Origin of the sequence: Brevibacillus sp. GCM10020057 (assembly GCF_042683565.1) — a bacterium.
Lineage (GTDB): Bacteria > Bacillota > Bacilli > Brevibacillales > Brevibacillaceae > Brevibacillus.
In genome coordinates this window covers 78,633-91,125 of record NZ_JBHUJW010000031.1, presented here as the reverse complement: position 1 = coordinate 91,125, position 12,493 = coordinate 78,633, and the positions used below count along the sequence as shown (strand labels likewise).

Here is a 12,493-nt window from a genome sequence, read left to right as displayed (position 1 = left end):
GGTTTCTTCACCCTACCCGGTTGTATACACTTGCTTTCCTTAGCTGACAACTGCCGGCACAGCCTCGCCGCGACGCTCCAAAATCTTGTTGATGGCGCGCACGTAGGCAATCGCGCTCGCCTCCAGCACATCTGTGCTCACTCCGCGTCCCGTCACGGTGAGGTCGCCCTGCTGCAGGCGGACAAACACTTCCCCGAGCGCGTCTTTCCCTTGGGTTACGGAAAGGATTTTGTAGTCGACGAGCGTCACTTCCTCGCCTGTCGCACGGTCGATCGCCTTGTAGATCGAATCGACAGAGCCGTTCCCGATGGCGGCTTCCTCCACGGTCGAGCCATCTGCCCGCAGCAGCCGCACGCTCGCTGTCGGCACGGATATGTTTCCGTAGCTGAGCTGGACAGATTCCAGCTTGAAGGCTTCCTGAGCTCTGACCATCTTGGTATCGACCAGCGCGAGAATGTCGTCGTCGCTGATTTCCTTTTTCTTGTCACACAGCACCTTGAAAGCCGTGAAAGCGGCGTTCACTTCTTCCTGCTCCAGATGATAGCCCAGCTCGATCAGCTTTTCCTTGAATGCATGGCGGCCGGAGTGTTTGCCCAGCACCAGCTTGTTGGATTTGAAGCCGACCGATTCTGGACGAATGATCTCGTACGTGGTGACTTCCTTCAGCACGCCGTCCTGGTGAATGCCGGATTCGTGGGCAAATGCGTTGGCTCCCACGATGGCCTTGTTCCCCGGAACGATCATCCCCGTCAAGCGGCTCACCAACTGGCTGGTCCGCGCGATTTCCTTGAGCTGCAATTTTGTGGTCGCCTGGTAGTAATCCTTGCGGGTCTCCAGGGCGAGCGCCACTTCTTCCAGTGCAGCGTTGCCCGCGCGTTCGCCAATGCCGTTGATGGTGCCCTCGACTTGTGTCGCACCTGCTTCTACCGCAGCCAGGCTGTTGGCCACCGCCATGCCCAGATCGTCATGGCAGTGGCAGCTCAAGCGGATGTTTTCCGTCTCCGGCACCAGGCGGCGCAGTTCGGTGAAGATTTGCCCGTACTGGATCGGCGTCATGTACCCGACCGTATCCGGAATGTTGACAGTCGTCGCCCCGGCCTTGATGACAGCCTGCACGACCTGTGCCAGAAAATCAATCTCTGTCCGCGCGGCATCCTCTGCGGAAAACTGTACTTCCGTGAAATATTTCTTCGCGTACTTGACGGCTTCTACGGCGCGCTCGAGCACCTGCTCCTTGCTCATGTTCAACTTGTACTGACGGTGAATGGGCGATGTTGCAAGAAAGACGTGGAGGGATGCGTCTTGCGCATTGCGGAGCGCTTCGTACGCCTTATCCATGTCGTCTTTCACGGCACGTGCCAAGCTTACGATTGTGGAGTTTTTCACCCGCTTCGCCACTTCGGCTACAGACTTTTGGTCGCCGGGGGAGGCAGCCGCAAAGCCTGCCTCGATCCTCGTAACGCCCAACTTCTCCAGTTGAAGGGCAATCTCCACCTTTTCGTTCGTGCTGATGTTGACACCCGGAGACTGCTCTCCATCGCGCAAAGTGGTATCAAAAATCTCAATGGTCCGCATGAACTTTTCACCTCCACTTTTTTTCCTACATTATATATTGTCTGTGATGCGGCCTTTTATTGGCCGACTTTTGCTTCTTCTTTTTTCGTTTCTTTGTTCAGCCAGGACATCATGCCGCGCAGTTGTTTGCCGACTACTTCGATGCCGTGTTCTGCTTCCAGGCGGCGGCGGGAAGTGAAGCCTGGGCGGTTCGCCTGGTTTTCCAGAATCCAGTTGCGGGCGAAAGTACCGTCCTGGATTTCGGCCAGCACTTTTTTCATCTCTTTGCGCGTTTCCTCGGTGATGATGCGGCGGCCAGTGCTGTAGTCGCCGTATTCAGCCGTGTCGGAGATGGAGTAGCGCATGCGGGCCAGGCCGCCTTCGTACATCAGGTCGACGATCAGCTTCAGCTCATGCAGGCACTCGAAGTAGGCGATTTCCGGAGCGTATCCGGCTTCCACCAGCGTATCGAAGCCAGCTTTTACGAGCTCGCTCGCGCCGCCGCACAGTACCGCTTGCTCCCCGAACAGGTCGGTTTCCGTCTCTTCACGGAAAGTTGTTTCGATGACGCCTGCCCTCGTGCAGCCGATTCCGCTGGAGTAGGCCAGCGCGATGTCTTTCGCTTTGCCGGTCGCATCCTGGTGAACCGCAATCAGGCCAGGTACGCCAAAGCCTTCCTGGTAGACGCGGCGAACGAGGTGACCCGGGCTTTTTGGAGCGGACATGATGACGTCGACGTCTGCCGGCGGCACGATTTGCGCGTAGTGGATGTTGAATCCGTGGGAGAAGCAGAGCGCTGCGCCGGATGTCAGGTTTGGCGCTACTTCATCGCGATACACTTGCGCCTGGCGTTCGTCTGGCATCAGGATTTGAACGACATCGGCGCGTTTGGTCGCTTCTGCTACGGACAGCACCTCAAAACCGTCTTTTACCGCTGCATCCCAGGACTTCCCTGGACGCAGACCGACCACTACTTTATAACCACTGTCGCGCAGGTTTTGTGCCTGTGCATGCCCCTGGCTGCCGTAACCGATGATCGCGATTGTTTTCCCACGCAGTACCTCATGTTTTACGTCTGCTTCATAGTACATTTTTACCATTTGTGTAGCCTCCCTAAAAATATGTTTAGTTTGAATTTTTATTCCGAATATTGAAATTTCAAACCGTTGCAGCGGCTGTTGCTGGAACATTGCTGCGTGCCATCGCTACCGAGCCTGTTCTCGTCAATTCGAGGACGCCATAGCTCTGCAGCAGGACGAGCAGCGCGTCGATTTTTTCCGTGTCGCCCGTCACCTGAACGATCAGCGAACTGGTTCCCACATCGACGATGGCCGCGCGGAACGGTTCGACGATGGCGTTCAGCTCCGCAAGCTGGCTGGGCGATGCGCTGACCTTGATCAGTGCAAGCTCGCGGGACACGTAGGAGTTGGCACTGAGATTGGTGACAGAGATGACGTCAATCAGCTTGTGCAGCTGCTTCATCAGCTGGTCGATCTGGCGGTCATCTCCTCCGGTCGTAATGATCATCCGGGACAGGCCCGCCTCTTCCGTGCCCCCGACCGTGATGCTGTCGATGTTGAAAGCACGCTGTCCGAACAAGGTGGACACGCGGGTCAGGACGCCGGGGTGATCGTTTACGAGTACGGCAAGGGTATGCTGCTGCATCTTACTCTTCCCCCAATTCCATCTGATCTAGTGTGTTCCCTGCGGCAACCATCGGATAGACGTTTTCTTCCTGGGCGACGCGGAAGTCCACCACGACCGGACCGTCGCAGGCGAGCGCTTCTGCCCATACCGCTTCGGCTTCCTCGGGAGTGCTGGCGCGCAATCCCTTCACGCCGTATGCTTCGGCCAGCTTGACGAAATCCGGGCTGCAGGTCAGGTCGATCTGGCTGTAGCGATTGTCGTAGAACAGCTCCTGCCACTGGCGAACCATGCCCAGGCACTGGTTGTTGAGGATGGCAACCTTCACCGGAACCTTGTACTGCGCGACGATCGCCAGCTCCTGGTTGGTCATCTGGAAGCCGCCGTCCCCTACGACCGCGATAACAGTACGACCCGGATGAGCGATTTGCGCCCCGATCGCAGCCGGGAAGCCAAAGCCCATCGTGCCGAGACCACCCGAGGAGATGAACGAACGGGCTTTTTTGAACTTGTAATACTGTGCTGTCCACATCTGGTGCTGCCCTACGTCCGTTGTGACGATTGCTTCCCCATTGGTGGAACGGTACAACAGTTCGATGACGGCCTGCGGCTTGAGCGTTTTCCCGTCTGTCTTGTACTTGTACGGCTGCTTTTGCTGCCAGTCCTTGAGCTGCTTGATCCACGCTTCGGAATCGCATGCAGCCGCCAGCGGAAGCGCCTTTTCCAGGGTGCTCTTCACATCGCCCGTAACCGTCACGGCTGTCGCTACGTTCTTGCCCAACTCCGCCGGATCGATATCGACGTGGACGATCCGGGCATTGGGAGCAAACTCCTTGGTGCGGCCCATCGTGATCCGGTCGTCAAAGCGGACCCCGAGACCGATGACGCAATCGGCATTGAGCAGCGCCTGGTTCGCCGTAAAGTTACCGTGCATGCCCGGCATGCCCAAAGACAGCTCGTGAACGCCCGGAAATCCGCCAAGTCCCATGAAGGTGCTGATGACCGGGATACGCGTTTTTTCCGCGAAGGCGCGCAGCTCGGCATCCGCGTTGGCTGCGATAATGCCGCCGCCTGCCATGATCACCGGACGCTTCGCCTTTTGGATCGCTGCTACAAAATTTTGAACTTCTTCATCGCTTGGCACCACCGAGGAGCGGTAGCCGCGAATGTTCACGGTTTCCGGATAGTAAAACGGTGCGACCGCGTTGGCGACATCTTTGGGAATGTCGATCAGCACGGGGCCCGGCCGGCCTGTCGTGGCGATGTGGAACGCTTCCTTCACGATGCGCGGCAAATCCCGCACGTCGCGGACGAAGTAGTTGTGCTTCGTGATCGGAACCGTAATCCCCGTGATGTTCGCCTCCTGGAACGCATCGGTACCGATCAGCGACTGGGCAACGTTGCCTGTGATGCACACCAGCGGCACCGAGTCCATCTGCGCCGTGGCAATCCCTGTCACCAGGTTCGTCGCTCCGGGTCCGGATGTCGCGATGCACACCCCCGGCTTGCCTGTCGCCCGGGCGTACCCGTCAGCCGCATGGATGGCACCTTGCTCGTGGCGGGTCAAAATGTGCTTGAAGTAGCTCCCGTACAGCGAGTCGTAGATGGGGAGCACCGCCCCTCCCGGATAGCCGAAGATGTATTCTACCTGTTCGAGGAGCAAACACCGAAGCAAGGCTTCAGCGCCTGTCACCTCTTCTCCGAATTGAATCTGCGGAATACTGTTCTTTGTCTGCATTTCGGCCATTTCAACACTCATGTTCTCTCCTCCTCCCACTTTCCAACAGGTATTGAAAATACCTATAGCAAAATAGAAAAACCCTTTCGCCCCGACACGGTTCTCTTTCCATGTCTTTTGGGGCGAAAGGGTTCGCGGTACCACCCAACTTCATCGGCGCCTCACGGTCAGCCGATCTCAGCCAGTCACATCAAAATTGCAGACTGTAACACGCTAACGGGTGTTAATCGGTTCTGCCTACTGCCTGCGCACAGCAGGTTTCAGCAAAACGGCTCAGAGGTGAGCAATGCGCGTGCTCTTTACCCGGTTCTCAGCAATCCGGGCTCTCTGTGAAAGAGTGGACGGGCACTATCCTCGTCATAGCCTGCTATTATAACAATATTTACAATATTGTTGTTGTCAGAATATAAAGTGTTACGTCTGATTATAGCTAGGCACCATAGGGGTGTCAACGAAAAGAACCGCAAATTTTTAGACTTTCGTCCGAACGAATGATCAGTCAAAATCGCCGATACGGCAACGGTTTTGGATGTAAGCGCATACACAGATTGTCCAGCTTGTCCCCTTGTCCGTGAAGGAAAAAGGAACGCAGAACCGTTCCTTTTCCTCCCGGCTAACATCCTTCCAGCCCGCTCCCGCTTTTCTCGTGCAGCCCCTCAATCAGCACCGCAGCCACTTCCGGCCGGCTGAACTGGGCGGGCGGTTTGATGCCGCTGCGCAGCAGCTCCCGCACTTTGGTTCCGGACAGCGTCACATGTCGACTGCTGTCATGCGGGCACGTTTTCGCCGTCGCCATGCCTTCGCATGCCGTGCAGTAGAAGCTGTGCTCGAAAAAGAGCAGCGAAATTCCCAGTTCATCCGGCCGAAATTCCGAAAAGATGTGCTGCGCGTCGTAGGTGCCGTAATAGTTGCCGACTCCCGCATGATCGCGCCCGACGATGAAATGGGTGCAGCCGTAGTTTTTCCGGACCAGAGCGTGGAAAACCGCCTCGCGCGGGCCAGCATAGCGCATGGCGGCGGGAAAGGCTGCAAGCAGCACGCGGTCAGACGGATAGTAGTGCGAAAGCAAGGTCAGGTAGCTTTTCATGCGCACGTCTGCGGGGATGTCATCCGCCTTGGTCGCTCCCATCAACGGGTTCAAAAAGAGCCCGTCGACGATTTCCAGCGCTGCTTTCTGGATGTACTCATGCGCCCGGTGCACCGGATTGCGCGTCTGAAAGCCGACGACCGTCTTCCAGTTCTTTTGCGCAAAGAGCGCTTTCGTCTGGGCGGGGGTCAGATAGTATTCGGCGAACTGCTCCGGGACTGGCCGCTGCAGGACGTCGAGCGAGCCGCCGAGATAGAGATTGCCTTTTTCAAACAGCCTTTTCACTCCGGGATGTGCCGGGTCTGCCGTGCGAAAAACCTGCATCGCTTCCCGCAGCTTATCTGGGTAATAACAGCTTTCGACCTGCAAAATCGCGTAGTTGCCCCCGTCCTCGCCGCGCAGCAGCACGCGCTCACCCGGCTGGATGTCGCCGTACTGCCCGTCATCGACCGCCAGCGTGACCGGCAAGGGCCAGACCGACCCGTCCGCCAGCCGCATGGTCTCCACTACGGAGAGGTAGTCTTCCTCAACCATGAATCCGGATAGCGGGGAAAATGCGCCAATCGCCAAACAATCAATGTCGGACAGCGTCCACTTGTCGATCGTGATCGTTTTCTTTGGCAAGCTTTGCGGTATCATGTTCTCCCCCACGTCCTTCATTTGTGCAGACCGCACTCGGTTTTTTCCTGGCCTGCCCATCTTCCGGACCGCGGATGCTCACCTGGCATGACTGTGCGCGTGCAGACGCTGCAACCGATGCTCGGGTAGTTTCGGTCGTGCAGCGGATTGTACGGGACGTCATGCGCGTGAATATACTCCCACACCTGCGCGTCCGTCCAGTCGGCCAGCGGGTTGAACTTCACCAGGTTGAACTTCTCGTCCCATTCCACTTTTTTCGCATGTGCCCGCGTCGGCGCCTGCTCCCGGCGAATGCCCGTGATCCAGGCCTGATACTGCGAGAGCACCCGACGCAGCGGCTCCACCTTGCGAATCTCGCAGCACAGGTTGGGATCGCGTTCCCACAGCCTGTCGCCGTGCATCTTAGCCTGCTGCTCCAGCGTCAGCTCCGGCAAAACCTGGATAAACGTCGAGCCGTACCTCTCCTGCAGCCGGTCACGGGTAGCGTATGTCTCGGCAAAATGCTTGCTCGTATCCAAATAAAAAACAGGGATCGTCGGCGCCAGCTTGTGCAGCATGTCGATCAACACGACGTCTTCTGCGCCAAAGCTCGAGGCGAGAACGAGACCGCCCGCATAATTTTCCACAGCCGTCACCAGGACGTCCATAGGCGACTTCGCTTCCAGCCGGTACGCCCACACCTGCAAATCTTCCCCCGCCATCATGTGGCGATCACTCATCAGACAAACTCCTTCCTGCGTGGATTCACCCATCATCATATGTGCGCAGACGGCAAGTGGCGCTTCGTCCCGCAAAAAGAAAACAGCTGCCAGGCGCGTTATGCCAGGCAGCATGGCTCGCTATCGCGACGTTCCTTTTTGCTGACTGGCCTTTGCTCAGGCAGAGCAGCGGAATTGTACACGATCGCGCCGATCACCTATGAAAATGTGCTGGGTGCAACGGCTGGGCCTTATGGGCCAATACTCCATCACTTCCCGGCGTTCTCCTATCTTTAGTATGGATAAAAGGTTTTTTCTACTGGTCCCAGAAATCCGCAGATCTCCCCTGCTGATGATACTTCAATCGCTAACCATTTTTCTGTTTTGGGGTTAAAGAACCTTACACTTTTGGTTGCGTAACTCACGCTGCCCGTTGGGAGATTGGTAATGTTCTCATTGCGAGCAATTTCTTTCAATTGGAATTCAACCTGTGCCGTATCGCCCAGATAGTCTTTGATAAAGGAAGCTGCTTTTTGCTTGGCCAACTCATCTGTTGCCGGTTGAATCCGTAGATCGTCCACCACTAAATTGTGGATGCTTCCGTCTTTGTTAAACGTTATGTAGACGCTTGGAAACCTTGTGATTCCGTCTTTGGACAACACAAGCTTGGCTGTACCGTCATCACTGCTCTCGATTTTTTCGTGGGTGTACGACTTGATCATCGGCAGAATCTGACTGACTTTGTCCAAGCTTCTCCTGGATTCGTCAGATAGAACATCGTTTGGCTTCGTCCGTTTGTCCAATGGGGCCACGTACCAGGAGTCGTACGCGATTGGTTTTGTCATCTTTTTATATCCGAGCAGCCTCCCGTCTCCCGTGAGATTTATCTCCACGTAATTCGCTTTTTCCGCATTTCCATGAACAGGAGAACGGAAGTTAAGCTGTACACTCTGTCCGACTTTTTTGCCCAGATCATACTCGTCCGTTTTCCAAACGGAAACGAGCTGATATTGATCGGCACCATCAGGTTGAAGCACTCTCACATAATCCGACGCGCGTTCTTTTAGCGTATTGTCATCCACTATTGTCTTCCCGTCATTCAGTCGAATACCAGAAATCCGTACTTCCATCAACTCCCCACTGTTTCTGTCGATATGGACAAACCCGAGCGGGAACAAATCCCGTTTCACCCCATCTGGTGTAATAACGGCTCGATTCACATCCCGCTCATACAGCCCTATGTTCACCACGTCATTTACCACGTCTGACACATCTAGAGCGACATAGTTTGTCATTTGGGGCAACCGTTGGGGAAGCCCCTCAATCGTTCTCATTACGCTCGGTGTAAGCTCAATGTTTTGCGGATTTATAATCGTTGCTTGATCTTTTTTTGCTGATTGCGAATCCGCAGCCCAAGCGGGTGTTGTTGTCAACATGCTGGCTGCAATTATTGTTACGATAAGCTTCCTGGTTGTTTTCATATTTCCATCTCCTACATGAAAATTTTGCTTTTCATCAGTATTAGTGCCTATTCATTTGAAAAGGTTACATATTTTTTTAATCCAGGCATTTCCCAGTATAGGCGTTGAATTCTACCGCATTTGGCGGCAACCCTATCAACCGATAGTGAAAAGAAGGGTCGCCCTGCAGGGGATGGATCGACGGTGTTCCTCTCAGCTGCAGCGGATATTGCTTCAGAAAGCTGGCGATACATTCTGCTCTTTCCATTGGCTTTTGCCGTGTGTTGATTTTATCCGGAATATCCGTGAAATCTCCACGAAATGCGATGATCTTCCCATCGGACAAATCAATGGTTATCAAAAAGGAACGATCGCGAATCGGTATCTGATCGATTACCGGCATCCACTCCATCTGAATGACAGAACCATTTCCTTGTCTGGATGCCTGATAAAAATACACATGGGAAATCGACTTCGGCATATGCTTTGAGAGAAATCTGGCGGCAATCTCTCGGGCATTGAGTTCCGATAGCTGTATTTTTCGCTCTGCCTGATGCTGATCCGATTCCTGGTAGGCAAATCCGATGATATTGCCTTCACTATTTGTTTCAAGCGTCAGACGTTTTCCTTGTTCGTTCTGCCATATGATGGTGCTGCTCTTCTCCCCTTTTTTCTCGTGAACAGGAAGATTCTCCACCTCAATGCCCGTATCCTCAGTCAGCAAATCCGCCAACTCCTTAACATGATTGCCGGAAAAAGATTGGCCCTGCGATTGAACCTCCTGTATAAAAGAATGCTGATACTGGGCAGATAGATAATCGGCCTTCCCGAAGAATCTACCTGAATGCGCATCAATTTCCTCCAACTCAGGCATCTCATAGATTAGCGTTGCTGTAGACACTCGATAAAATAACTGCAGCCGTGATGCGAGCATATCTTCTATCCATGCAGGGCTCTTCAATCCGTGAAATTCAACGATTCGCGCTATGTCCGCAGATGAACTGTCTGTCACGACGATGCCAACCGCTCGATCAGCTGAATCAAGACTCACTGAGATTACACTTCCGGGATCAGAAGCAGTCTCTTTCCCCCGGGTAAACGTAATTTCGGCTTTCCCCTCCTCCTTTTCGATTCGTTGCAATGCCTGATATTCTCTGCTGTATCGCTCTCCGACTACTTGGGTTAAAAACTGTCTTGCCTCTTTTTCCCCTTTTATCCCCCTTGGCTGGTCAGCTCCGGCTGCTGTTTCTGTAATGTTCTTGTTGTGGTCCGATGTAGCTTTCGACTGGAGATTCGTTTCCGGTATCTCCTGCTCTTTCGTTTCAGGTGACAGTCTATGCTGAGGGACGGGCGTTTCCGGTCTTGCGGTCGCCAAAAGCGGATTGGATGGTTTGACCGGCGTCTTTGCATGATGATTCTGATGCGAGATCAGAAAGGCTGAACCCATGAAAAGTACCAATGTTACGCTCATAACAGCTGCGACTCTGGATAAATGGGCTACTCTACGAGCACGTTTTTCTTTTGTTTTCAAAGATTGCAAGCACATTTGCCGCAGGCTGCTTGCAAATTCGGGATCAGGCTCATATCCCTCCTCGTTCTGCAGTGTCCTTTTTATCCACTTCTCAGTTGACCAGTCCACTTTTACTCTCACCCTTTCATCTTCGGATAAAGTGCTTTTGCCAGCATTTTGCATGCCCTATGGTAATCTACCTTCACTTTTGCTTCCGAGCATTTCAGTATTTCTGCTGTTTCCCTTACACTGCAGTCTTTTACACAACGCAGAATAAACACCATCCGATGAGTAGCCTTCAGCTTCCTCAAGGCATTTAAAACCTCGTTTGAATTTTCCTTGGCCATCAACTCCGACTCAGGGCGCCCATCTACCCCCTCCAATCCAGACAGAAAAGGGTCGAGAAATACCTGAAAGAACTTGCGCTTACGATACCAGGAACGGGCGATATTTTTGGAAATGGCAAAGAGCCAGGTCTTGATATGAGAACGGCCTTCAAAACGTGGCAAGGATGAAATCACCTGGAGAAAAGCTTCCTGTGTCAAATCCTCGGCATCGTTTTGATTACCTGTAAAACAATAGAAAAAGTGATAAACATCACGATAGTAGGCTTCATAGATGATGGTAAATTGCTTTTCGATCTGCAGATCATCTAGCAAAGTGTTCTCTCCCTGTCAACGAAAGGTAAACATAGTTCTTTATGAATTAGTGCCTAGTACAAGAAAAAGGTTACAGTTTTTTTGCGATTTTCTACCACTCTGGTTCATTTTTCAAGCAGTTCAAGACATTCAGAGATTTTTCATACGGAACTTCGGGCTTGCCGTCGTTTACCATTTTGGGGGAGATTCCTGGATCTCATCACCGCAGAAAAAAAGCCGATCTATCCCGGGGGGGAAGATCGGCTTCTTTGCCATTTTTACGCGTTCAGTTTGCCTTTTGCGACAGCAGCCAGCTCGTTGAAAGCGGCTTTGTCGTTTACAGCCAGGTCAGCCAGCATTTTGCGGTTTACTTCGATGCCAGCTACTTTCAGGCCGTGCATGAGACGGCTGTAGGACAGGCCGTTCAGGCGAGCTTGTGCGTTGATACGAGTGATCCACAGTTTGCGGAAGTCGCGTTTCTTTTGGCGACGGTCGCGGTATGCGTACAGCAGGGATTTCATTACCTGCGCATTAGCGGATTTAAACAGGCGATGTTTGGAACCGAAGTAACCTTTCGCCAGTTTCAGGATTTTCTTATGACGACGGCGTGTAACAATGCCACCTTTTACTCTTGGCATACTAAACTCCTCCTGGTCTTTCCAGCATGGCGGCCTGCTTCCAGGCGCTTAGGGAGCTCATGCTGTGTAATGGTGTGTAATCGGGAAAACTTACAGGTATGTGAGCATTTGCTCCATACGTTTTTGGTCGCCTTTGGATACCAGCGCAGCTTTGCGCAGGTGGCGTTTTGCTTTGGTCGTTTTGTTTGCGAACAAGTGGCTACCAAAAGCACGGTCACGTTTCAGTTGGCCGCTGCCAGTCTTTTTGAAACGTTTCGCAGCAGCCCTGTTGGTTTTCATTTTAGGCATCTGAAAAATCCTCCTGTCTAAACTACTATCTTACTTTTCCGCTTTCGGAGCCAAAATCATGATCATGCTGCGGCCTTCGATCTTCGGCTTGCGCTCAGGCGAAGCGATATCTTCACATTGGGCTGCAACACGTTCCATAACGGCAAGTCCGATTTCGGAGTGGGTGATTTCACGTCCACGGAAACGGATCGTACACTTCACCTTGTGATGATCCTCCAAGAACTTCCGGACGTTGCGAAGCTTCGTTTGGAAATCGTGCTCCTCGATGGTGGAAGAGAAACGCACTTCTTTCAGCTCGATGATCTTCTGGTTTTTGCGAGCTTCCTTTTCCTTTTTCGCCTGCTCGTACTTGAACTTCCCATAGTCCATGATACGGCATACCGGCGGCTTGGCTGTAGGAGCAACGTTGACCAGATCCAATTCGGCTTCCTGGGCGATGCGCAAAGCTTCCCTGAAAGGTACGACTCCCAATTGACTCCCGTCAGCACCGATCAAACGGACTTCACGGGCACGGATCGCTTCGTTAATTAACATTTGATCCTTGCTAATACTTGCCACCCCCGTCAATTTCGAGAAGGAACAAAAATGTGCGAACGCAT

The 12,493-nt window shown here is 53.2% G+C and carries 12 protein-coding genes; all 12 read right to left on the bottom strand.

Going from position 1 to position 12,493, the window contains the following annotated elements; all coding sequences use genetic code 11:
* Nucleotides 1-39 precede the first annotated feature (39 nt).
* Nucleotides 40-1,575: a 2-isopropylmalate synthase gene (locus ACFSO0_RS10040; protein WP_376879555.1), complete on the bottom strand. Its 1,536-nt coding sequence runs from the start codon at nucleotides 1,573-1,575 to the stop codon at nucleotides 40-42.
* 56 nt (nucleotides 1,576-1,631) lie between these two features.
* Nucleotides 1,632-2,744: a ketol-acid reductoisomerase gene (gene ilvC / locus ACFSO0_RS10035; RefSeq protein WP_376879553.1), complete on the bottom strand. Its 1,113-nt coding sequence runs from the start codon at nucleotides 2,742-2,744 to the stop codon at nucleotides 1,632-1,634.
* Complete coding sequence (gene ilvN, locus ACFSO0_RS10030) at nucleotides 2,713-3,219, bottom strand: acetolactate synthase small subunit (protein ID WP_376879550.1); 507 nt, start codon at nucleotides 3,217-3,219, stop codon at nucleotides 2,713-2,715. The genes ilvC and ilvN overlap by 32 nt, the downstream gene beginning before the upstream one ends.
* A gap of 1 nt (nucleotide 3,220) precedes the next feature.
* Nucleotides 3,221-4,957, bottom strand: a complete 1,737-nt coding sequence (ilvB, locus tag ACFSO0_RS10025) for a biosynthetic-type acetolactate synthase large subunit (RefSeq protein WP_376879547.1) — start codon at nucleotides 4,955-4,957, stop codon at nucleotides 3,221-3,223.
* A 592-nt stretch (nucleotides 4,958-5,549) separates the two neighbouring features.
* Nucleotides 5,550-6,683: a sulfate adenylyltransferase gene (gene sat / locus ACFSO0_RS10020; RefSeq protein WP_376879628.1), complete on the bottom strand. Its 1,134-nt coding sequence runs from the start codon at nucleotides 6,681-6,683 to the stop codon at nucleotides 5,550-5,552.
* The gene (locus tag ACFSO0_RS10015; RefSeq protein ID WP_376879545.1) at nucleotides 6,680-7,381 is read right to left on the bottom strand and encodes a phosphoadenylyl-sulfate reductase; all 702 of its coding nucleotides are present in this window, start codon (nucleotides 7,379-7,381) and stop codon (nucleotides 6,680-6,682) included. The genes sat and ACFSO0_RS10015 overlap by 4 nt, the downstream gene beginning before the upstream one ends.
* 272 nt (nucleotides 7,382-7,653) lie before the next feature.
* Nucleotides 7,654-8,841, bottom strand: coding sequence for a hypothetical protein (locus tag ACFSO0_RS10010; protein ID WP_376879542.1), 1,188 nt, complete (start codon nucleotides 8,839-8,841; stop codon nucleotides 7,654-7,656).
* Between the two features lie 76 nt (nucleotides 8,842-8,917).
* Nucleotides 8,918-10,459 carry a YcdB/YcdC domain-containing protein gene (locus ACFSO0_RS10005; RefSeq protein ID WP_376879540.1) on the bottom strand — a complete coding sequence of 514 codons (1,542 nt, stop codon included), beginning with the start codon at nucleotides 10,457-10,459 and terminating at the stop codon, nucleotides 8,918-8,920.
* An 8-nt stretch (nucleotides 10,460-10,467) separates the two neighbouring features.
* Complete coding sequence (locus ACFSO0_RS10000; protein ID WP_376879538.1) at nucleotides 10,468-10,989, bottom strand: RNA polymerase sigma factor; 522 nt, start codon at nucleotides 10,987-10,989, stop codon at nucleotides 10,468-10,470.
* A 257-nt stretch (nucleotides 10,990-11,246) separates the two neighbouring features.
* Nucleotides 11,247-11,606: a 50S ribosomal protein L20 gene (gene rplT, locus ACFSO0_RS09995; protein WP_005829335.1), complete on the bottom strand. Its 360-nt coding sequence runs from the start codon at nucleotides 11,604-11,606 to the stop codon at nucleotides 11,247-11,249.
* 90 nt (nucleotides 11,607-11,696) lie between these two features.
* A complete protein-coding gene (gene rpmI, locus ACFSO0_RS09990) occupies nucleotides 11,697-11,894 on the bottom strand; it encodes a 50S ribosomal protein L35 (protein WP_376879533.1) in 198 nt (65 codons plus the stop codon).
* 30 nt (nucleotides 11,895-11,924) lie between these two features.
* A complete protein-coding gene (gene infC / locus ACFSO0_RS09985) occupies nucleotides 11,925-12,428 on the bottom strand; it encodes a translation initiation factor IF-3 (RefSeq protein ID WP_376879531.1) in 504 nt (167 codons plus the stop codon).
* Between the last annotated feature and the right edge of the window lie 65 nt (nucleotides 12,429-12,493).